Source organism: Vibrio qingdaonensis (genome assembly GCF_026191675.1).
Taxonomy (GTDB): Bacteria; Pseudomonadota; Gammaproteobacteria; order Enterobacterales; family Vibrionaceae; genus Vibrio; species Vibrio qingdaonensis.
The window spans coordinates 72,601-93,477 of the sequence record NZ_JAKRRY010000016.1; the positions used below are offsets into that span (position 1 = coordinate 72,601).

19 protein-coding genes are annotated in these 20,877 nt (G+C 44.7%); 10 read left to right on the forward strand and 9 right to left on the reverse strand.

Annotated features, from left to right (window positions below):
* Positions 1 to 258: 258 nt before the first annotated feature.
* The 3 genes from MD535_RS13150 to MD535_RS13160 all read left to right on the forward strand — a co-directional run bounded on the left by MD535_RS13150 (position 259) and on the right by MD535_RS13160 (position 2,616).
* Positions 259 to 1,191, forward strand: a complete 933-nt coding sequence (locus tag MD535_RS13150; RefSeq protein WP_265675480.1) for a lipase family alpha/beta hydrolase — start codon at positions 259 to 261, stop codon at positions 1,189 to 1,191.
* A gap of 3 nt (positions 1,192 to 1,194) precedes the next feature.
* Complete coding sequence (locus tag MD535_RS13155; protein WP_265675519.1) at positions 1,195 to 2,067, forward strand: lipase secretion chaperone; 873 nt, start codon at positions 1,195 to 1,197, stop codon at positions 2,065 to 2,067.
* A 117-nt stretch (positions 2,068 to 2,184) separates the two neighbouring features.
* The gene (locus tag MD535_RS13160) at positions 2,185 to 2,616 is read left to right on the forward strand and encodes a DUF3010 family protein (protein ID WP_265675481.1); all 432 of its coding nucleotides are present in this window, start codon (positions 2,185 to 2,187) and stop codon (positions 2,614 to 2,616) included.
* Positions 2,617 to 2,784: 168 nt separating this feature from the next.
* Here MD535_RS13160 and MD535_RS13165 read toward each other — a convergent pair whose 3' ends face one another.
* From MD535_RS13165 to nagB, 5 genes are all read right to left on the reverse strand, one after another.
* Positions 2,785 to 3,630, reverse strand: coding sequence for a universal stress protein (locus tag MD535_RS13165; RefSeq protein WP_265675482.1), 846 nt, complete (start codon positions 3,628 to 3,630; stop codon positions 2,785 to 2,787).
* 10 nt (positions 3,631 to 3,640) lie between these two features.
* Complete coding sequence (locus MD535_RS13170; RefSeq protein WP_265675483.1) at positions 3,641 to 5,128, reverse strand: SulP family inorganic anion transporter; 1,488 nt, start codon at positions 5,126 to 5,128, stop codon at positions 3,641 to 3,643.
* A 493-nt stretch (positions 5,129 to 5,621) separates the two neighbouring features.
* Positions 5,622 to 7,754, reverse strand: coding sequence for a DNA helicase RecQ (gene recQ, locus MD535_RS13175; RefSeq protein ID WP_265675484.1), 2,133 nt, complete (start codon positions 7,752 to 7,754; stop codon positions 5,622 to 5,624).
* Positions 7,755 to 7,940: 186 nt separating this feature from the next.
* The gene (locus MD535_RS13180) at positions 7,941 to 8,318 is read right to left on the reverse strand and encodes a hypothetical protein (protein ID WP_265675485.1); all 378 of its coding nucleotides are present in this window, start codon (positions 8,316 to 8,318) and stop codon (positions 7,941 to 7,943) included.
* A gap of 247 nt (positions 8,319 to 8,565) precedes the next feature.
* Positions 8,566 to 9,366: a glucosamine-6-phosphate deaminase gene (nagB, locus tag MD535_RS13185; protein WP_265675486.1), complete on the reverse strand. Its 801-nt coding sequence runs from the start codon at positions 9,364 to 9,366 to the stop codon at positions 8,566 to 8,568.
* A gap of 329 nt (positions 9,367 to 9,695) precedes the next feature.
* On the opposite strand from nagB, the gene MD535_RS13190 reads away from it, so the two are divergent.
* A complete protein-coding gene (locus tag MD535_RS13190) occupies positions 9,696 to 10,193 on the forward strand; it encodes a fasciclin domain-containing protein (protein ID WP_265675487.1) in 498 nt (165 codons plus the stop codon).
* Between the two features lie 132 nt (positions 10,194 to 10,325).
* Here the strand turns inward: MD535_RS13190 and MD535_RS13195 are convergent, their stop codons facing one another.
* Complete coding sequence (locus MD535_RS13195) at positions 10,326 to 10,748, reverse strand: organic hydroperoxide resistance protein (protein WP_265675488.1); 423 nt, start codon at positions 10,746 to 10,748, stop codon at positions 10,326 to 10,328.
* Positions 10,749 to 10,872: 124 nt separating this feature from the next.
* Here MD535_RS13195 and MD535_RS13200 point away from each other — a divergent pair, with 124 nt between their 5' ends.
* The 3 genes from MD535_RS13200 to MD535_RS13210 all read left to right on the forward strand — a co-directional run bounded on the left by MD535_RS13200 (position 10,873) and on the right by MD535_RS13210 (position 13,576).
* Positions 10,873 to 11,316, forward strand: a complete 444-nt coding sequence (locus tag MD535_RS13200) for a MarR family winged helix-turn-helix transcriptional regulator (protein WP_265675489.1) — start codon at positions 10,873 to 10,875, stop codon at positions 11,314 to 11,316.
* A 3-nt stretch (positions 11,317 to 11,319) separates the two neighbouring features.
* On the forward strand, positions 11,320 to 12,255 hold the full coding sequence (locus MD535_RS13205) for a LysR family transcriptional regulator (RefSeq protein ID WP_265675490.1): 936 nt from the start codon (positions 11,320 to 11,322) through the stop codon (positions 12,253 to 12,255).
* A 403-nt stretch (positions 12,256 to 12,658) separates the two neighbouring features.
* Positions 12,659 to 13,576 (forward strand): DMT family transporter, encoded by a 918-nt coding sequence (locus MD535_RS13210; protein WP_265675520.1) that lies wholly within the window; start codon positions 12,659 to 12,661, stop codon positions 13,574 to 13,576.
* 68 nt (positions 13,577 to 13,644) lie between these two features.
* Here MD535_RS13210 and MD535_RS13215 read toward each other — a convergent pair whose 3' ends face one another.
* On the reverse strand, positions 13,645 to 14,781 hold the full coding sequence (locus tag MD535_RS13215; RefSeq protein WP_265675491.1) for a BamA/TamA family outer membrane protein: 1,137 nt from the start codon (positions 14,779 to 14,781) through the stop codon (positions 13,645 to 13,647).
* A 247-nt stretch (positions 14,782 to 15,028) separates the two neighbouring features.
* Complete coding sequence (locus MD535_RS13220) at positions 15,029 to 16,495, reverse strand: aminotransferase-like domain-containing protein (protein ID WP_265675492.1); 1,467 nt, start codon at positions 16,493 to 16,495, stop codon at positions 15,029 to 15,031.
* A 151-nt stretch (positions 16,496 to 16,646) separates the two neighbouring features.
* Here MD535_RS13220 and MD535_RS13225 point away from each other — a divergent pair, with 151 nt between their 5' ends.
* The 3 genes from MD535_RS13225 (at position 16,647) to sigZ (ending at position 19,357) form a co-directional block, all read left to right on the forward strand.
* Entirely contained in the window at positions 16,647 to 17,600 is a 954-nt protein-coding gene (locus tag MD535_RS13225; protein ID WP_265675493.1) for a DMT family transporter, read from the forward strand.
* Between the two features lie 37 nt (positions 17,601 to 17,637).
* Complete coding sequence (rarD, locus tag MD535_RS13230; RefSeq protein WP_265675494.1) at positions 17,638 to 18,573, forward strand: EamA family transporter RarD; 936 nt, start codon at positions 17,638 to 17,640, stop codon at positions 18,571 to 18,573.
* A 241-nt stretch (positions 18,574 to 18,814) separates the two neighbouring features.
* Positions 18,815 to 19,357 carry an RNA polymerase sigma factor SigZ gene (gene sigZ, locus MD535_RS13235; protein WP_265675495.1) on the forward strand — a complete coding sequence of 181 codons (543 nt, stop codon included), beginning with the start codon at positions 18,815 to 18,817 and terminating at the stop codon, positions 19,355 to 19,357.
* A 158-nt stretch (positions 19,358 to 19,515) separates the two neighbouring features.
* On the opposite strand, the gene MD535_RS13240 is transcribed toward sigZ, so the two are convergent.
* The gene (locus tag MD535_RS13240; RefSeq protein ID WP_265675496.1) at positions 19,516 to 20,664 is read right to left on the reverse strand and encodes an iron-containing alcohol dehydrogenase; all 1,149 of its coding nucleotides are present in this window, start codon (positions 20,662 to 20,664) and stop codon (positions 19,516 to 19,518) included.
* Between the last annotated feature and the right edge of the window lie 213 nt (positions 20,665 to 20,877).

Sequence of the window (20,877 nt, forward strand, 5' to 3'; positions counted from 1 at the left end):
ACGCAAACTTAAATAGTGAATTTTGTTGAATCGATGTGATCTGAGTTCAAATTATTCATTGGTATTGATATGTCTAATAATTAAATAAGCCATAAAACCGAGTGTGAGGGTCCGTTCTTCGACCCTCCACTATGTATGGGAGGTATTGGGAAGACGATATTTTGGCTCGGTATCACATTTATTTAACATTCTTTGGCGATTGAAAAGCGAGCAAACTACGCTCACTTACTCATCAGAGGTCTGACAAGGAGGGGTTAAATGAAAGCGTTATATTCACTTATTTTATGTAGTGTGGTGGCATTTAATGTTCAAGCCATCAGTTTTGGGGCGAGCAAAGGTTACACGGAAACGAAGTACCCAATTGTACTTGTTCACGGTTTATTTGGTTTTGATACATTGGCCGGTTTTGATTATTTTTATGGCATTCCGCAATCGCTAGGGAAAAGTGGTGCCGAGGTTTACGTTGCACAAATATCGGCGACGAATAGCTCAGAAGTAAGAGGTGAACAATTACTGGCACAAGTCGAGAATGTGCTGGCACTGACTGGTGCAAAAAAAGTGAACCTCATTGGGCATAGCCATGGTGCCCCAACTGCGCGATATGTGGCGTCGGTTGCACCAGAAATGGTCGCGTCAGTGACCAGTGTTGGTGGGGTGAATAAAGGATCTCAGGTGGCGGATCTTGTTCGTAAAACGATACCAGAAGGGTCAACCCCCGAAGCAATAGCCGTGCAACTGGCCAATGCATTAACAACGTTAATTGGTCTATTGTCAGGAGGAAGCGATTTGCCGCAGGATGGGCTAAGTTCATTGCAAGCGTTAACGACGGAAGGTTCGTTGGCATTTAATGCGCATTATCCAGAGGGGGTGCCCACTTCTACATGTGGCGACGGTGAATGGCAGGCGGATAATGGCGTATTTTATTATTCGTGGACGGGTATCTCAACGTATACCAATCTTCTTGATCCCATCGATCCTGCGCTGTTGATTCTGGGTTTAACTTTTGATGAGCCAAATGACGGATTGGTTGGACAGTGCAGTAGTCATTTAGGCCGAGTCATTCGTGATGACTATAAGATGAATCATTTAGATGAAATCAACGGGTTGCTTGGTATCCATCACCTGTTTGAAACTGATCCAAAAACCGTTTATCGACAACATGCCAATCGCCTCCAGAGACAAGGATTGTAAGTGATGAGACGGCTGTTAGAAGTTAAGGTGTTGATTGCCGTCATAAGCGTTGTGACCATGGCTATAGCAGCATGGTCTACGTTGACGGATGCGCCAGCAAGTTTGCTACAGGCACCATCACAGCGCGGTACCGTTATTGACCATGCATCAGAGCGAGATACGTTTGAGTATTTTATTTCAGCGTTAGATCAAGAAAATAAGACGATCATTACGCAAAGGTTTGAACGCTATAACCAGCAGTTGCCAAATTCGGAGCAGTTAGAGTTTGAGCTGTTTGAAAAATATATGCGCTACAAAGCGGCATTGGCCAATCTTGAACGATCTGGGGAATCGACCACGGACTTACACGCGTTGCATGAGCAGATGCTATTGATTCAGAAGCAGTTCTTCACGGATACAGAGCAAGAGCGTTTGTTTGGCGAAGAAAACTTACTGCGGCAACTTGCGCTGACCAAAAAAGTAATACAAGCGTCGGCGCAAAGTGGTGAGGAGTTTCAACAGCGATGGCAAAGTGAACTTGAACAGTTATCTCCAAAGCTGCAAAAGAGCTTTTACAATGCGAGCGTGCTGACAGCGTTAAATGATACTAACTCGATGGAAGAACAAAACCAATTTATCGCTAGAGAGGCGCTTGTCGGCAGTGAGGCGACACAAAGATTAGTGATACTCGATGAAAAGCGTGCGGCATTTGATCGACAAGTTCAATCTTATTTGGTTGCCCGAGCGGATATATTGAACAATGAATCGTTTGATGAAAACGAGCGACAATTAGAAATTCAAGCATTGAGAAAGCCTCTATTTGATAGTAATCAATTGCGTCGAATTGAAGCATTAGAACGAATTCACGATCAACAGACTGGGGGAAATGACAACTGAGTGATCCTTGTCGGGATGGGTGGGCTTAATCTCCAAATAGCCATAGTTAAATCTCGTGCTGGTACAGAACGGCAACCCACCGTATAATGGCAGGTTCATCAAAAACAAGGTAATGAAATGAAAATTTGTGGTGTTGAAATTAGTGGTAATGACGCGATTGTAAGTCTGTTGTCACTTTCTGATGGGGTGTTTACCATTCTTGATTGCCGAGTGGCAAAAGTATCGATAGGCGATGCAAACGACACTCAAAAAATGAAAGATTTTCAGTTTTCGTTCGGTAAATTAATGCAAGACTATCAGATTGAAAAGGTGGTCATTCGCCAACGTCAGACTAAAGGCAAGTTTGCTGGTGGTGCGGTTGGTTTTAAACTGGAAGCGGCGATTCAACTTATTGAAGGGATTTCCGTTGATGTTGTACCTGCAACAGAAATCAAAGAGCAGTTGAAACGAAACCCACTTGCGGTTCCGTTTAAAGAAACGGGCCTTAAGCAATATCAAGAGCAAGCCTTCCTTGTGGCTTATGCTTGTGTCATGAATTCAAACGGCTAAGCGTTGTTGGGGAGCGGTTACCCTTACTCGCTCCCCTTTGCAAACACAGTTACTTAGCAAATACAGTTACTTAGAAAGCACAGTTACTTAGAAAACACAGTTACTTTGCAACGTATCCTTTCCCAATTCATTGTTGTTCCCAATTCATTGTTGCCGGTTTAGCGCTCGTTAACGAATGAGCAGCAAAGGAACCTTACTATTTGCCAGTACTTGAGTTGTATTACTACCAACAAATACCTGTCTTAGCTTGGAATGTCCATAGGCTCCCATAACAATCATACCAACCTGATGTTGCAGCTGGTAGTTGAGCAGTGCTTCATCAACGGGTCCATTAAGCCGAGTTGCAGTCACTTTCACGCCTGCGCTTTGTAGCTGTTGTTTCGCCTGCGCAAAGGCCTGACTTTTGTTTCCTGATTCATCGATAGTTGTGAGATGACAGGGCAGTCCCTTTAGCAATGGCGTCTGGGTGGCTTTTTCAATGAGCTTCTGGCTAATAGGGCTACCGTCAAAAGCAATCATATAAGAGGTAGGGGCGGTGAAGTGGTCATTGACCACAAGAATATGCTCGTGGACCGCTCGAATCACGCTCTCTAGTTGGGACCCGATGGTATTGTCAGTGTTGCGCTGTTTTCCCGACTTGCCAATGACTAACACTCGTAATTCGCTGGTGAGGTCGGACAGACTTTCGATTAGGCTGCCATGCCGTTGTAACTTACTGACGTCATTGACCCCGTCTCGGCATGCCCACTCATGGGCAGATTCGAGCATCTTGTGGCTATGTTGTAGCATGATTTTACTGCGCGTTTCGTCAAGCTCCGCCAATTCTTCTAGCAGCTCCTCTTGGCTTCCTAGCCCTATTTGACCAGAAAACTCACTTGCAACAGGACGCGTTGTTTTGTCCAGCGCATGGAAGAGAACGAGAGGGGCAGCAAGTTTCTTTGCGACCCAAGCAGCAGCTTCACAAGTCGAAATGGTTGAGCGAGACCCATCAATACAAGCAATTATGTTATTCATTTTTCTCTCCTTAATGTCCGGCCAATAATTTTTCTACTTCTTCTGGTTTATCGTGCACGCCAAATTTATCCACGATGGTACGTGTTGCTTGGTTCATGCCGATTAAATTGACGTGGGTCCCTTCGCGGCGAAATTTGACAACGACTTTATCTAACGCCGAAACGGACGTGACATCCCAAAAGTGCGCTGAGGATAAGTCGATGGTGACGGTCTCAATCACTTCTTTAAAATCAAAGGATTCGATGAATGTATCTGAAGATGCGAAAAATATCTGTCCTGCCACGGTATAGTTGCGAACATGATCCTCTGTAGGCTGATTTTTTATGATCATCATGCGGCTAATCTTATTAGCAAAGAACAAGGATGCGAGTAAGACACCAACCAATACACCAATGGCTAAGTTATGGGTAGCGACGACAATGCTGACGGTCGCAAGCATAACGATATTAGTGGAAATAGGGTGTTTTTTAAGGTCGGCAATCGAGCGCCAAGAGAAGGTGCCGATTGATACCATGATCATGACTGCGACCAATGCTGCCATGGGTATTTGCTTTAGCCAAGGCCCAAGAAAGACCACCATAATGAGTAGGAATACTCCGGCTGATAGGGTGGATAGACGGCCTCGTCCGCCCGATTTTATATTGATCATCGATTGACCAATCATGGCGCATCCCGCCATCCCTCCTAAGAATCCGGTACAAACATTGGCGATTCCTTGGCCTTTGCATTCTTGGTTTTTGTCACTGTTGGTATCCGTCAAGTCATCCACAATAGTGGCCGTCATCATTGACTCTAAGAGGCCTACAACAGCAAGTCCCACGGCATATGGGAAGGTGATCAGTAGAGTCTCCAAGTTGAGTGGAACATTTGGCCAAAGGAAAATGGGTAAAGTGTCAGGTAAATCGCCCATGTCTCCGACCGTTCGAACATCAATATTAAACATCATGGAGAATAGGGTGAGGGCGACAATGCAGACTAAAGGAGAGGGAAGCAATTTTCCGACAACAGGAAGGTAGGGAAAGAGGTAGATAATCGCTAACCCAGCACCTGTCATAGCGTAGACATGCCAAGTGACGTTAGTGAGTTCAGGGAGTTGAGCCATAAAAATGAGAATGGCTAACGCGTTAACAAAGCCAGTGACGACGGAACTAGAGACAAAACGCATTAGATTACCGAGCTTTAGATAGCCAGCTAAAATTTGTAGCAGGCCCGTTAGAACGGTCACCGCGAGTAGGTACTCTAGGCCGTGCTCTTTAACGAGGGTCACCATTAAGAGCGCCATTGCTCCTGTGGCGGCGGAGATCATGCCAGATCGTGCACCGGTGAACGCGATGACGACGGAAATACTGAAGGAGGCGTATAACCCTACTTTTGGGTCGACTCCCGCAATAATTGAAAAAGCGATGGCTTCAGGGATGAGAGCGAGGGCGACGACGATACCTGCGAGCAGGTCGCCACGGATGTTAGACATCCAGTCAAGTTTGAAGTTTGTATACATTGAGTTCTCAATTTTTGCACGGCAAAACGCACCAGATAATATCTGGGGTGAGTGCTGCTGATCGAATTTTTGGCGCGACAAATTAGCCTAAATTGGCGGATTATGAGTAAGCGCAAAGGTGAGCATGGTACTAAAGGTAGTACAGTGCTTAAGTTAGCAATGAGTGCTATAGAGGGGGGATGGAGCGTTTAAGGCGGCGTAATTAACACGGTGATTAATATCCTCTTACATTTTGAGTGTGGCGAGATCATACGCCGATATCGAGAGAAAGAATACTACAAATCTGATTAATCAGTTTGAGTAATTGGTTGGGTAGGTAGATAGGTAGATGGGTGGATGGTTTTATGAGCGCTGGTACGCGGGCATGGTCTTGAAGAGAGCATTACCTTTCTTCAAGACCATGGCGCTGTCGGAGCTGTTAATGTTCTTATTGTGGTGCGGTTAGTTGTAACGGAGCAGTTTGTAACGGAATAGTTTGTAACGAAACAGTGCGTTACGAAATGGTTTTCTGCGATGTAGCAACCATTTTCGCCAGTACGCATTTTAACTGTCCGTAATCATAACGCTGCTCAAAGTGTTCATACAAGGGCTTGAGTTTTCCTTCTGATAGTATATTGAGCGTGGTGGCTTGTACGATGATGGTGTCGATCTCTGATGAAGACAGATCAAGTACTTGCTCTAGGTCGCACACACCATTCTCGATTGCAATCGCTAAATGTGCGAGCACCGTCGCTGTTTTTATTTGGCGTTGCGCAGCGATGTCCTCAGTAGTTAATCCACGCTTTAGCATCGACAAGGATTCAAGTTCGGTATCCGTGAGCGTATTTTCTTCTTGTGTTTTAGCGACGATAGCGGCCAAAAAGCGGTCACCATACTTTTCAATTTTGGTGTCACCGAATCCAGATATTTGGCTCAATGCTTCTTTAGATTCTGGACGCTCTACTGCTAACGCTTGAAGGGTTGCGTCGTGACAAATCATATACGCCGGGACCTGCTGCTCTGACGCTAAAGCGGCGCGAACTTCCCTTAATGTCTCGAATTGCTTGCTGTCAGCTGATGTTAAACCAAGATGCTTCTGTTTCTTTGTTGTTTTCTTACTCGTCGAGCTATTTCGTAATGTTCTTAGCTGTATAGGGCGTTGACCTTTTAAGAAGGGACGACAAAGCTCAGTGAGTCTTAGGCTGCCATGACTGCCATGCACTTCGAGTAGATTCATCGCCAGTAACTGTCTAAAGACACCTTGCCATTGTTTCGCCGACAGATCGGTGCCAATACCAAAAGTAGACAACGTGTGGTGCTGGTTTTGTTCTATTCTTTGATCAGATTTGCCAAGTAAGATATTGATGAGGTAACTTGCGCCAAAACGCTGTTCGGTCCTGAATACGGTAGACAGGGCTTTTTGCGTCGCTTCAAGACCGTCCCACGTTTCTGGTGGTGAGACACAGTTGTCACAATTTCCACATGGCATCTCTAAGGTCTCACCAAAGTAGGCAAGTAAAGATTGTCTGCGACAGCTAGCCAGATCGCAGTAGCCTAATAAAGCATTGAGCTTTTGCAAAGAGGTGAACTTAAATTGCTCATTTGCTTCAGAATTTTGCACCATCTGTCTTTGCAGTACCATGTCTTGCATGCCATACGCCATCCAAGCGTTAGCTGGTTCGCCATCACGACCCGCGCGCCCGGTTTCTTGATAGTACGCTTCAATACTTTTCGGCAAGCTTAGGTGGGCAACAAAACGAACATCTGGTTTATCGATGCCCATTCCAAATGCGATTGTGGCCACAATGATGATGCCATCTTCACGTAAAAAGCGCTGTTGGTTTTGGGCGCGTTGCTCGTTGGACATGCCCGCATGATAGGCGAGCGCTTGTTTTCCTTGGTCACATAGCCACTTTGTGGTCTCTTCTACTTTTTTACGCGATAAACAATAGACGATACCGGCATCCGAGGCATGGTTCGTTTCAATAAAAGACCACAGCTCTTGCTTAGCGTTACTGAGATCGGAGACATGATAGTGGATATTCGGTCTATCAAAACTATGCACAAAGATTTGGGCATTTTGCAGCCCAAGTTGCTCAATGATCTCATCTTTTGTTCGACTGTCTGCCGTCGCGGTGAGTGCAATTCTTGGCACAGAAGGAAAACGTGCTTTTAGGATGCTGAGTTTTTGGTATTCTGGCCTGAAATCATGACCCCATTGGCTTACACAGTGCGCCTCATCGATAGCGAATAGCGACAAATGAGTTTGCTCTAATAGCGATAATGTTCGCTCCATTAACAGCCGCTCTGGAGCGACATATAGAATCTGAATCTCTCCCGTCAATAGCTGCTGTTCGACCGCTTGCTGATCATAAGGACTCAGAGACGAATTGAGATAAGCCGCTTTTACTCCAATTTGATGCAACGCATCCACTTGATCTTGCATCAATGCGATCAGTGGTGACACCACAATACCAACCCCCTCACGAAGAATGGCGGGGATTTGATAACAAATGGATTTACCTCCACCGGTCGGCATTAATGTCAATGCATCTTGACCCGAAATTAAGGTGTCAATAATCGTAGCTTGTTGATGACGAAAGTCATCGTAACCAAAAAGAGATTTGAGCAGTTGTTTTGGTGTCATTATTGTCAGAGAGAAAAGATTGATAAGGGTAGTTTCTCAACCTAGCTTGTGCTTTTCAAGCCCTCTTCACACAGGCTTGATTTTGATCGCGATACGTTTATGTAAAAATGAAAGAGAAGTTTTAGATTGTAAGAGTCGCGATGACTATCCTGATTAGCACGACTCAATAGGTTTCGTGTCATTTTGCTATACATCAGTATTCGAATTACTTAATGCTTCTACTTTTCTTTCGAGCTCTTTTATTTTTTGTTGTTGCTTTTGTGATTGGATTTTTTGCTGTTTTTCTTCTTCTGCAATCTCATCGGCATATATGCCTCCAACTACAGAACCCGCCGCCGCGCCAGCTGCACCATGAATGAGGGCTCCTTCTGCAGCTCCACCGATGATGTCCCCGTTAAATACGCCACGAATGGCCCCCGCTACACCACCAAACACAGCTCCGTGAGTGGCGCCCATTTTTGCCGTTTCTTTTTGTATTTGCTGCCCTTCAGTGGTTTGAGCACAACCGATAGCCATGATTCCTGCTAGCAGTAGAGTAAGGATTTTTGTTCGTTGTTTTAGCATGTTGAGACCCTTTGATAATATCAAGGAGCTCATGGTAAAAGTATGGAGTTAACGAATATAGAATTGCAGGTGTTTAAAAAGGTTATCAGAGAGGAGGTGTCGGGCCTAGCTTGGCATGTAAGCCCGACATTTACGGAGCTTTGGAATACGCTAGCACTCCATTGCTAGTCACTTTTTGTATCAAGTGACCTCTTTTTAGAACAAAAGGTAACAGAAAAGTTCCGCTACCTATTGTCAAAAAGTCTTGTTATAGACCTTTGATGTTTTCTACTTCAAGTTCGTTGAAGTATTTAACGGTCTTCACTTTTAGCTCTTGTTGTGCTGCTTCATCAGCAACGATGATAGCTTTGCGGTGCATTTGCAGCGCTGTCACGGTCCACATATGGTTAACAGAGCCTTCAACGGCCATCTGTAGTGCAAGTGCTTTGTTGTGACCTAGTGTTAGGATCATGACTTCTTCAGCATCAAGTAGTGTAGCAACACCAATGGTTAGTGCGTATTTAGGAACTTGGTTGATGTCGCCATCAAAGAAACGAGAGTTCGCAATACGAGTATCTTCAGTCAGAGTTTTGATACGAGTGCGAGACGCTAAAGAAGAACCAGGCTCATTGAATGCGATGTGACCGTCAATGCCAACGCCACCCATGAATAGATTGATTTTGCCGTATGAGCGCATTTTTTCTTCGTATGCTGCACAGTGAGCGTCGATATCTTCAGCTTGACCGTCAAGAAGGTTGATGTTTTCTTCTTGGATGTCAACGTGGTTGAAGAAGTTGTTGTACATGAAAGAACGGTATGACTCAGGGTGGTTAGGGTCGATGCCTACGTACTCATCCATGTTAAACGTCACAACGTGTTTGAAACTCACTTCTCCAGCATTATAAAGCGCAATCAGTGCTTTATAAGTAGATAGCGGTGTACCACCAGTCGGCAAACCAAGTACAAATGGCTTGTCAGCCGTTGGTTGGAAAGCGTTGATGCGCTCTGCAATATGACGCGCTGCCCACTTACCTACTTGCTCTGCTTTTTGTAATGGAATAAGTCTCATGTTCTTCCCCTAATAGAAAAATTTGTGTGTGCTGAAACATTAATTCGCATTATAAAATAAGTTTTTCGAGTCGGCTATTACTTTTCTATGAATTTTATGTTTTTTCTTGATCGAGATCGCTAATGTGGCGAAATTCTCATTGTGTGGCATTGGCTGGGTGTCGATTGGGGCGCTAATTTTTGCAAGTGAATAAAGTGACGGGCTAAATCGAATGGATTGTTACGGGACTTAATTTTAAGTAGGGGGGGGGTATAAAAAATGATCGCTGAGTGAGATTGTGACGTAAGCAGGCGGTGAAACCTAACAAAACGACGGAAAAGGAAGACAGCATGTTGAACAAAATGATCACACTTTTATCGGTTGTAGCTGCAAGCTTTCTCTTGATGAGTGGAGCACAAGCCGACGACCATGGTATGAAAAAAGACGTTGTTGATGTCGCTTCAGAAAATGGTTCATTTAACACATTAGTTGCGGCAGTGAAAGCGGCAGGCCTGGTTGAAACATTGAAGGGGGAAGGGCCCTTCACTGTGTTCGCACCGACAGATGATGCATTTTCGAAACTGCCAGCTGGTACGGTTGATATGCTCTTAATGCCGGAAAACAAAGATAAGCTCATCGCCATTCTGACGTACCATGTTGTACCCGGTAAAGTGATGGCGGCAGAGGTTGTTAAATTGGACAGCGCCGTGACAGTAGAGGGGCAGTCGGTCGTTTTTAACGTCGATGGCGGAAATGTGATGGTCAACGATGCCAATATTGTGGCGACGGACGTTGCGGCTAGTAATGGTGTGATTCACGTCATTGATGCCGTTTTGATGCCCAAATAAGACGTCAATTAAGTAGAGATTGTTGATTTGAGTGTGGTTTTGTCCCGCCTCACATTTGCAAAAAAAGAGTGCACCAACAAAGATTGAGTGCGCTCTTTTTTATACGCAATGACGAATGTTATCTGTAAACGATTATAGAGTTTGGCCATTAGCCGTGACTTTAACGTCAACATTACCACGCAAGGCATTTGAATACGGACAAACCTGGTGAGCAACCTTGACAAGTTCAACGGCTGCAGAGATGTCTAATTCAAGTGTTACATCTAACGCTACGTCCAAAACAAACCCACCATTTTCGCTCGCTTTTAGCGCCACGACTGCCGTTGTCGGTGCTTGTTTCAGCGGGATTTTTTGCTGTTGTGCGACATGCAGTATGGCATTAGAAAAGCAAGCGGAATATCCCGCAGCAAACAGTTGTTCAGGATTGGTTGCATTGCCTGTTCCACCAAGTTGTTTTGGATAGGACAGTGCAAGATCGAGCATGCCGTCATCGGTTTTAACTTGTCCATTTCGGCCAGCTAGTGCTGTTGCAGAAGTTGTATATAGAGCGCTCATCGTCAATTCCTTTCATTATGGTAGTGTATTTTAATTGTGATCAATTAAGTTGTGTGCAAACTATATTGATTGTTTATGACATTTGCAAGTATATTGTGCACAACTTAATTTTTTATGGTTCATAATGATGGATGTAAATAGCCCCGATAACTTAGATCTGGATAAGCAGGTTTGCTTTGCATTGTATAGGGCAAGCAACACGTTAATACGCGCATACCGTCCTATTTTGGATGCGTTAGACTTGACGTATTTACAATATATGTCGATGTTAGTGCTGTGGAAAAAGTCGCCAATGAATGTCAAAAATATTAGTCAGGATTTGAATATTGATTCTGGCACCTTGACCCCATTGTTGAAACGATTAGAGCAAAAAGGCCTTGTGCTACGTCGGCGTTGTGAAATGGATGAACGTGCAAGACTGATCTCTTTAACCGATGCCGGTTGGGCGTTAAAAGAGAAAGCAGAGGCTGTACCATCGGCAATTGCGTGTAAAGCAAAACTCTCTACAAAGGATGCCATTGAACTCAAGCGCCTTTGTGATCAATTAACGATAAATCTAATGGAATAGATAATGGACTTTGACGGACTGTCTCGTGTCAGCTTTAAACACTTAACCGCTTTGCATGTGATGTTGGATACCAATAGTGTCACGAAATCAGCAGAAATTTTATCCGTGACACCCTCAAGTGTCAGTAAGACGATCGCTCAACTGCGGGAAATTTTACGAGATGAGCTGTTTTACCGCGATGGAACACAACTTACTCCCACGCGCTACGCATTAAAAATTGCACCATTAGTGCACTCAATGCTAGCGAGTATGAACGGGTTATTGAACCAAACTAACTTTATTCCTAATCGATTTGAAGGGCGGTTTTCTTTGTCGATGCGTGAAAGTACCTTTGAATTATTCGCGAAACCATTAGCTCATTTGACCAATGACTGTATCCCAAACGGCAAGCTTAATATTCTGACTAAGGCAAAGTATGGGTTTGATGCGCTAATGAGCGGACAGGTCGACTTTATTATTTTGCCTCATGATGTGAGCCAGTCACCCACCAATATGAAGGATCTGATTTGGGAGCCTATTTTAGAAGATGAGTTTGTCTGTTTGATGTCGCCAACGCATCCGCTAGCCAATCAAGAACTCACTATTGAAGCCTACCTAGACAGTCAGCATGTCGGTATCACGGATTCTGAGTTAAATCGTCCTTATTTCGAACAAACGTTACGTCAAACCCATCGTGCGCGCGATGTAAAAGTGATGCTACCGGATTTTGGTTCGGCGGCGATTTTGTGTCATCAGTCTGATTTACTGTTTACTTGCTCCAAAAAGTGGGCCGATGTTGCAATGCAAGCAAAAGGGCTGGTGGCAAAACCTGCGCCGTTTGATTATGGCCGCCTGGGTTATAGTCTGGTTTGGAACAAAGCCAGTATTAATGACCATTCTATCCAATGGCTATGTAATTATCTTCGCGGGCTGATAGATAATAACGTAGGTAGATCATAAGGAAGGTAGACCGATAAAAGGTTGTTCGGGGATAGGGTTGATAGTGAATCAATCCGATCATCTCTAGGAATAATGTCATTTTTAGTATGTTATTGATGAGGTTGCATAATCACTGATTTGTCCGTAGTGTAGTTAGTGTTGATTTATGGAGAATCGAATGACACACACAATGACTTACCTCTGGCTTCTGCTGCTTATACCTGTAGTCCGGTAGGTAACGTTGTGCCTGGCTACGAGTGACGTAGTTAGGTTAGCCCTTCTCAATTTCTCGTAGCCCCAAAACATAAGGGAGATGAGAATGACCAACCACGACATAGCGAATGAGAGCAACTCAGACATTCGCCAAGTAAACGTTAGCAATACAGAAAATGACGAAGTGTCTAAGCTAGGCGCGGGAGTCTGCATGGCTGACGCGACTCGCGATTCGTTGCTTTCAAAAAATCTGTTAACGGGAATACTGCTAGCTTTGCTCGGCGCAGCATTATTTTCAATCAAACCTATTTTGATAAAAATTGCCTATCAGTATGGCGGTGACACAACGGCGATAATGTCGCTTCGTGCATTTAGTTCGTTGCCTTTCTATTTGGTCGTGTTGGTGATGCTATGTCGTGATAAACAGCAACGAACAAAAGTCAAAAATCACGGTTTGATGGCGGCAGCACTGGGTATTCTCGGATATTACTGTGCCAGCTATTTGGATATTGAGGCACTAAGTTATATTTCAGCTCAATTGGATCGCTTATTATTGTTTCTATTTCCAAGTTTTGTGGTGCTTATTTCATGGGTTTTCTTAAAGAAGAAACCCAGTGCTAACGTGTTAAAAGCTGTGGTGATTGGGTATACCGGCATTACACTTATTGTGGTACATGATGTGTCTTCATTAGGCAGTGATGTTTGGCGAGGGAGTGCATTGGCGGTGAGTTCGGCGTTGATCTTTGCCTGTTACTTAGTGTTAAGTAAACCCGTTATTACGCAGTTAGGGAGTACCGCGTTTACCAGTATAGGTATGGGCAGTGCAGGTCTGGCTATTTTGTTGCATTTGCAATGGTCGGAAACTGAAATCATGCAATGGAGCGTTGAACTTGTGTCACTTGGTATCGTGCTTGGGGTGTTATGTACAGTTATTCCGTCATATTTAATGGCAGCTGCGATGGCAAGATTAACAGCAACAGAGTTTAGTCTAACTGCGAACATTGGTCCTGTCATTACCGCTATCGCAGCCGTGACCATATTAGGAGAGGCTTTTACGGCTTTCCATGCTTTAGGTATGGTTCTGGTGATCACCTCAGTGTATTGGATGACAAAGCCTAAAACCGTATGATGTGCAGCGCACCAGCCCAGTGTTAGAGATAACTAAGCCTATAACATAGGCTTAGTTAATTCTGTTGGCTACCATGCCCCGCCGAATTGAATATAAGTCGTCCATTCTTCTGGACCCTTCGCGACATCCACACCCATCTTTAACCCTAACTGTCTGGCTAACAAGTAACGGAAGCCACCACCACGGGTATAGTGTAACTTGGTTTGAGCGAGACTCTGATCGTGATCGAATGCCGCCCCTGCCCCGGCAAATGCCAGCACCGTCCAACGGTCATCAATATCATAGCTTAGTTCCACTTCACCAAGCGCAGTGTTGTCTGCTTGGTAGCGCATGGCTGCGATGCCTCGCATTTCCACAAACGGCTTGGCGTAGATAGACGCAGAAAAGTCGACATTATCTGAGATGGATTTGGCATCAGCGCGTAAACCTAGCCCCCAATCTTCTGACAAACGTCGATAATTATGAACGTAGGCATGATATTTTTGATAATTGAATTGCCCACCAAACGCTTTTCGATGGTGATCAACTTGAAATTGTGCTTTGGTGCCTTCACGCGGAGCAAACTGATTATTTCGACTGTCGTAGGAGACTCGCCACCCTAATCGCCCATCTTGAGAGTCTATGTTTAGATCTTTTTGCCCAGCAATAGTCGACTCAGATGACATATAGCTGTAAGACCCCCCAACAAAGAAGTTACTGTCGCCTAAGCGTACATCTAAATCTTGAAAAAAGTAGCTCCCCTTGAGGCTTAGATCCGTTGCTCCTAGTTCCGGGATGGGATAGAACTTTAGGTTGAAAGTTGCACTAAATATTCCGCCTAAGTACCTCACGCGATCATTAAGCCAGTTTCCAGAATGAAAGCCCCCAACCATGTTACTGCCATTGCTGGTTCCTAAGGCCATAACACCCGATACACTAGCAGGAATATCACCCACATGTTCACCGGCGAGACGCTTCGCTTTACGCTCTTCTGATTCATGAAAAAAGAGCAATGCTGCACCGCCGCCAAAACCAACGGCTGGATCGGTGACGGTGAGTGGGATTGGTAAGAACCCTACGGCGTTATCTAGGATGAACTGACTACCATCTATGCGTCCATCGTCGGGATCAATGAATGAATCCATTAGACCTGCGTGTACATAAGGAGCGGAAAAAAGAGCGGTAGCGAGCAGAGAGGTGATTGATGATGTATGGGTTTTGTTCATAGGAAGTATGTTCTTAATTGTGAGGCGAAAAGTGCTCCTTGCATTTAATGTTATTATAAACAGTAACTTTTAATCCTAAAGTCAGCGTGGCGTGTATTATCACTCATTATTCGCCAACTTCAAGTATCGGGTATTATCATAACGAATAGTTTCTGACTTGATATTTATTCGTTGCATTCAAATCGTACTTTGTCGTCTTTTTACTACGCTGTCATGGTGACTTTCTTGCCCATGGTCACGATATTATTCAGACTGTATTCTGAGTTCGCTGTTGCTCAAGAATGGCCACAAAGCGATGAATACCGCTTCTCCACGCTTGATTATCATGAAAATTGGCGACATTAAAACGTAGACAGTGCGAGTATTGTCCCTTACTTCCAAATAATGTTCCGGGCAGTACCGATACCCCTTTTGTTAAGCATTGTTCATAGATTCGCTGACTGTCGTAATGAGTGGGAAGAGTCAACCAGCATAGAAAGGAACCTGCGGGACTCGTGAGCGTGTACTGATCGAGAAAGTGGCTGTCTAAGTGCTGGCGGAGCAAGGCGATAAAATGCGTCAGATTATTTTGGTAGTGGCGTGTCATACGGCGAACATGTTGCTTATATTTTCCAGTGGCGAGAAATTCCCCTACAGCGGATTGAATAAGGTTTTGACTGCCCATGTTGTCACTGATAAGTGAGCGCTCTATATGATGGTGGTACTGACCAGCGATAAGCCAGCCGACCCTAAGGCGAGAGTCCAAGGTTTTAGAGAGTGAGGTGCAGTAAATCACTCGCTTTTGTGTATCGAGTTGCTTGAGCGATGGAATGGCAGCATTGTTGCCTAGCGCGCCGAAGACATCGTCTTCAATAATAGGAATATTGCCGCTATTTTCGAGTAATTGTCGACGAGCCTCTAGCGGCATTAATGCGCCTGTTGGATTGGTATAGTTTGGTGTCACGACGATAGCCGCCACAGGCCATTGCGCAAGAGCGGATTGCAACGAAGGAACATGCAGACCCAATTCCGGTGAACTTGGGATTTCCAATGCTTTAAGACCTAGTGATTCAAGCATTAATAAGATGCCAAAATAGCAAGGTGATTCGACTGCGACGGTATCTCCACATTTGGTCACTGCTCGTAATGCTTGGCTGATGGCTTGTTGCGAGCCGTTAGTGACAAACACTGACTCTCCCTGAAGATCAATACCTTGGTCAATGGATAGTTTTGCTATTTGCTTGAGTAGCTTTTCGTTTCCTGGGGGGAGTTGATAGTGACTAGGGATATGGGATTGCGCCCGGCTGTGGCGACCAATTTCTGCGTACAGGCTACTAATTGCGGGGCCTTCCGTGTTTGGGTGAGCTGAACCTGCTGGCATTAATAATGTGTCTCGAGATTGACCAAGGATTTGCTTGGTCATTGATAGTAAGTCGACCGTAGTGGGGATTGTTTCAACCGGTATTGAAATAGAAAGCGGCGCCGAGCTGTTTAAAAATGAGCGGTGTACGACAAATCCCGAACGGTCACGGGCAGTTATTTTACCAACGGCTTCTAACTCTTGGTATGCCCGAATGACGGTGTTTTTCGCGACTCCTAATCTAGTGCTGGTGGCACGAAGTGACGGAAGCTTATCGCCCACATTTAAACCGCCGCTTTGTATGAGTTTTTCGATATAGTCCTCCACCGCTTTATAGCGAGAGACGGCTTTGGCTTGAGTCGCAGGCATCATCATTCCTTAACATAGCGGCGAAAACATGGCCGCGGACTCTCTGAGTTGTGCGGCGCTAATCTGTACCCACAAAATAAAAGTAAACTGTATCTTACTGTCAATTTTGTACCCTGTTAATTTAGCACCATCATGGAGCGGATGACTAGGCAAAATCATGTTAAAACAAGCTATTCCTTTTATTTTTGTTGTACTTTGGGCATCGGGTTTTGTGGGCGCAAAAATTGGGTTGGTGTATGCCGAACCAGCAACGTTATTAACCATCCGTATGTTGGGTAACGTCGTGTTGTTTTCAGTGCTTATCATCTTGCTCAGACGCTCGATACCTACAGGAAAAGCGCTACTGCATTCTTGTGTCGTTGGTATGCTAATTCATGGTTTCTATTTAGGTGGTACCTATGAAGCCATTAAATATGGGATGCCAGCAGGGTTGAGTGCGCTATTAGTTGGCATTCAGCCTTTGTTGACGGCCATGATTGTGACCAGTTTTGCTAAGCAGGTTTTAAAGCCTTCTCAGTGGTTGGGTTTAGTTATTGGTTTTATCGGCATTGGGTGCGTATTGGTGGGTAACATCCACTGGCAAGAGGGGAGTGACAAGCTTGCCGCCTTTATTTTTGTCTTTGCGGCGTTGTTGGGCATTACTTTTGGGACGCTTTATCAAAAGCGATTTTGTCAGGGCGTCGATATGATTGGTGGAGCGATGACGCAATATATTGCTGCTGCGCTGTTATTTATTCCCGTGGCGGTGATGACTGAGACTCGAGACGTGAATTGGACGTGGGCGTTTTCATTGACCATGCTGTGGCTGGTGGTCGTGTTATCGGGTGTCGCGGTGTTATTACTGCTTTATATGGTAAAGCATGGCGAGTCTTCTAAAGTTGCCTCAGTATTCTATTTAGTTCCTCCGGTTGCCGCTGTCCAAGCATGGCTATTATTTGGCGAATCTTTTGACCAATTTGGTATGTTAGGCTTTGCTCTAGCCTCTGCTTCGGTCTATCTCGTGGCGAAAGCGCCAAGGCTAAAGTTATCGCGTTTTTATCCAGAGAAATTAATTCAAAAAAAATATAAAAATGTCGACAAAGGCATGTCCAAGCAGTATGAAATACGATAATGTCCGAGATTATTGACATCTTATAGTAAGAATCGCCATGTTAACCCGTTTTTTAAGCTCATCCGAATCAACAAAGGGCGTTGTTGCTTCTATCATTGCCTCGTGCTTGTTTGCACTGATGCCAATCTATGTTCAGTTTCAGCCGGAGTTTAGTCACTGGTCTGTGGAGGGGGGAGAAGGGCATTGGATTGCCAGTCAAAGGGTAATATGGAGTGCACTCTTCATGATGATTGTGCTCAGTATTAGTGGGCGCTTTCTCCTTTTTTGGCGCGCGTTTCGTCAAACTCACCGTTGGCATCGATATCTGTTCTCAGCCTTGCTGGTAGGTCCTCAATATTGGATATTTGTATGGGCTCCTTTGTACGGTGAGACACTTTCTGTTGCGCTGGGATACTTTTCTCTTCCGCTGGTATTGGTATTAGTGGGGCGGTTTGTTTATGGAGATCAACTGTCTCCTCTGCAAACCGTAGCCTGTATTGTTGCAGCGGTTGGTGTAGCGTACGCCTATATGATGGCAGATGGTTTATCCTGGATTGTCCTGTTGATTGCTTTAGGCTATCCCGTTTACTTTGTTCACCGTCGTTCACTCAACATTCAAAGTGATGTGGGTTTTACTTTAGACAATGTATTTTTGTTGCCATTTGCACTTAGTGCCGTGTTCTATTTGCAACCGTTGGATGTTATTCGTAACTTAGACCTATCTGTGATGGGCTATTACATTGGTTTGGCGATTACAGGCTCCGTGCCAATGCTGCTGTTCCTCTTCGCCTCGCAGTCATTATCTATGTCGCTATTTGGCCTGCTGGGCTATGTTGAACCGGTATTAGTTTTTGTCGTAGGGTTGCTATTGGGTGAGCGAGTGGCAACGGCAGATTTGCCTACTTATCTATTGGTGATGGCGGCGTTAATGATACTGGCTATAGATGGTGTGCGTCGGGCTCGCTCTCACGGCATGGTGAAAGCCAAGCGATAGTGGGTTTCGTGAGTGAGATAACATCTGGCAGTGGCGTGATGTTTATACGCTAACTTGATTTATACTTAATTTTCAGACGTTTTAATACAGAGGGTTTAACCATGATATCGTGGTTAAGCCCTCTGTCATTTTGCAAGTCAGAGACTGAACTGCACGATTCTTGGAAAGAAACTATTCTTGGGAAGAAACCATTCTTGGGAAGAAACCATGATTGGAAAGAAACAATGACTGAAGCGAAACTATGATTGAAAAAATATGGGCCGAGTATCAAGCTAGCCTGAAACGCTTCTTGTGGACTAAGTTATCGAATTCCGATGATGTAGACGATGTGTTGCAAGAAGTAATGATTAAAACCTATCAAAATTTGGAAAAGCTTGAAAGTCCGAGCAGCGTTAAGGCATGGCTATTTCAGATTGCGAATCGAGCGGTGATTGACTTATATCGTCGCAAAGGGCGAAGTGCAGTATTAGAGGATAATTCGCTTTGGTTTGAACAAGATGAAGAAGATGCCAAAGCGCAACTGGCTCAGTGTATGCAGCCGTTGGTCGACTCATTGCCAGAGGCTTCTGCCGTATTGCTTACCGCCGTGGATTTAAATGGACAATCTCAGAAACAATTGGCGCAAGAAATGGGCATTAGCTATTCAACGTTGAAGTCGCGCATTCAAAAAGGACGCCGTGATTTACGCCATACTCTGGAGCAATGTTGTCAGCTATCTTTTGATGTTAATGGTAATTTGATGGACTTTCAGCCAAGGAAGAAAGGTTGTGGTAAGTGCGAATAGAGTAAGAAAATAAGGGGATAACACAGTTACGACCCTTATTTTCTTCGTAGGTGAGAATGCTCTCAGTGTTCGCTATATCTGGATTTTACATTGTAAATCTTAATTAACCTAAAGATGATTCCGCATTAGAGAATGCATCTCTGGGTTTGGAGTAAGTGTTACATTGCCGTTTCGAATATCGCCATGATTTCTTCTTTTGACGCTTGTTTTGGATTCGTCATACAGCAAACATCGGTCAGTGCACTTTCTGCCAACGCGGAAATATCGGATGCTTTAACGCCAATTTCCGTTAAATTGGCAGGGATACCGACGGTAGTCGCTAAATCAGCCATTGCATCTATAGCACAGAGTGCGGCTTCTTCCACAGCCATTCCTGATACGTCTCTTCCCATCGCGACAGCAATATCACGGAATTTTTCTGGGCAAGCGGTATAGTTAAAGCGCTGCACGTGCGGCAGTAATACCGCATTACAAACGCCGTGCGGCAAGTGGTATGTTGCGCCAAGTTGGTGTGCCATCGCATGGACATAACCTAACAACGCATTATTGAATGCCATACCCGCCATAAATTGTGCGTAAGCCATTTGTTCACGAGCTGCTAGGTTGTCACCATTTTCGATGCACAGCGGTAAATTGGTGTGGATCATTTCTATCGCTTTTAATGCGACGGTGTTAGTGATGGGGTTTGCAGCGGTAGAAACATACGCTTCAATGGCGTGAGTCAGTGCGTCCATACCAGTGGCCGCGGTCAGAGATTTCGGCATCGCAAGCATCAATTGCGGATCATTGACTGAGATAAGCGGTGTGACTTTTTGATCGACAATCGCCATTTTGATTTGGCGGGCTTCGTCAGTGATCACGCTGAACATCGTCATTTCAGAGGCTGTGCCAGCGGTCGTATTGATTGAGATAAGTGGAAATGGCGCTTGAGTCGCTTGGTTGATGCCTTCGTAATCCTGAATTTTACCGCCGTTGGTCGCCACTAATGCAATGCCTTTTGCACAGTCGTGAGGAGAACCACCGCCGACAGAAATAATGAGGTCACAGTCGTTATCGACTAAGTGGCTTAAACCTTGCTCAACATTGTCGATAGTCGGGTTTGGTTGAGTGCCATCATAGACTGCAAATGAGATATCACGCGCTGCCAATAGGTCGGTAATTTGAGCCACAACGCCGATTTTGTTTAGCACTGCGTCAGTGACGATCAATGTTTTCTTAAATCCTTGCTGCTCAATAATATCGATGGCTTGTGTTAAACACCCGTTACCTAACAAGTTTGTAGATGGGAGGATAATAGTACTGCTCATTTGAATGCTCCTTGCTATTCGTCATGATGAATATATGGCGTAAGCTAACACGGAGTTTTTTTGAATTTTATGACTTACGTCAATGAGAGTAATGCAGAACATTTAGTGAGCGGTTTCTATTAATTGAATAAAATCAATAGTTTAAAATGGGCTGCAGCCGAGCTGTCATGTTGGTCGGGTAGTTGGCTCGATCAAGTATAAGGGAATCGGATG

What these genes read in the sequence shown, in the direction of transcription:
- MD535_RS13215 (WP_265675491.1), bottom strand. Translation starts at nt 14,781, where the DNA reads ATGAACAAAACCCATACATCATCAATCACCTCTCTGCTCGCTACCGCT.
- MD535_RS13225 (WP_265675493.1), top strand. Translation starts at nt 16,647, where the DNA reads ATGTTAAAACAAGCTATTCCTTTTATTTTTGTTGTACTTTGGGCATCG.
- MD535_RS13170 (WP_265675483.1), bottom strand. Translation starts at nt 5,128, where the DNA reads ATGTATACAAACTTCAAACTTGACTGGATGTCTAACATCCGTGGCGAC.
- MD535_RS13190 (WP_265675487.1), top strand. Translation starts at nt 9,696, where the DNA reads ATGTTGAACAAAATGATCACACTTTTATCGGTTGTAGCTGCAAGCTTT.
- MD535_RS13150 (WP_265675480.1), top strand. Translation starts at nt 259, where the DNA reads ATGAAAGCGTTATATTCACTTATTTTATGTAGTGTGGTGGCATTTAAT.
- sigZ (WP_265675495.1), top strand. Translation starts at nt 18,815, where the DNA reads ATGATTGAAAAAATATGGGCCGAGTATCAAGCTAGCCTGAAACGCTTC.
- nagB (WP_265675486.1), bottom strand. Translation starts at nt 9,366, where the DNA reads ATGAGACTTATTCCATTACAAAAAGCAGAGCAAGTAGGTAAGTGGGCA.
- rarD (WP_265675494.1), top strand. Translation starts at nt 17,638, where the DNA reads ATGTTAACCCGTTTTTTAAGCTCATCCGAATCAACAAAGGGCGTTGTT.
- recQ (WP_265675484.1), bottom strand. Translation starts at nt 7,754, where the DNA reads ATGACACCAAAACAACTGCTCAAATCTCTTTTTGGTTACGATGACTTT.
- MD535_RS13180 (WP_265675485.1), bottom strand. Translation starts at nt 8,318, where the DNA reads ATGCTAAAACAACGAACAAAAATCCTTACTCTACTGCTAGCAGGAATC.
- MD535_RS13165 (WP_265675482.1), bottom strand. Translation starts at nt 3,630, where the DNA reads ATGAATAACATAATTGCTTGTATTGATGGGTCTCGCTCAACCATTTCG.
- MD535_RS13200 (WP_265675489.1), top strand. Translation starts at nt 10,873, where the DNA reads ATGATGGATGTAAATAGCCCCGATAACTTAGATCTGGATAAGCAGGTT.
- MD535_RS13155 (WP_265675519.1), top strand. Translation starts at nt 1,195, where the DNA reads ATGAGACGGCTGTTAGAAGTTAAGGTGTTGATTGCCGTCATAAGCGTT.
- MD535_RS13205 (WP_265675490.1), top strand. Translation starts at nt 11,320, where the DNA reads ATGGACTTTGACGGACTGTCTCGTGTCAGCTTTAAACACTTAACCGCT.
- MD535_RS13210 (WP_265675520.1), top strand. Translation starts at nt 12,659, where the DNA reads ATGGCTGACGCGACTCGCGATTCGTTGCTTTCAAAAAATCTGTTAACG.
- MD535_RS13240 (WP_265675496.1), bottom strand. Translation starts at nt 20,664, where the DNA reads ATGAGCAGTACTATTATCCTCCCATCTACAAACTTGTTAGGTAACGGG.
- MD535_RS13220 (WP_265675492.1), bottom strand. Translation starts at nt 16,495, where the DNA reads ATGATGATGCCTGCGACTCAAGCCAAAGCCGTCTCTCGCTATAAAGCG.
- MD535_RS13195 (WP_265675488.1), bottom strand. Translation starts at nt 10,748, where the DNA reads ATGAGCGCTCTATATACAACTTCTGCAACAGCACTAGCTGGCCGAAAT.
- MD535_RS13160 (WP_265675481.1), top strand. Translation starts at nt 2,185, where the DNA reads ATGAAAATTTGTGGTGTTGAAATTAGTGGTAATGACGCGATTGTAAGT.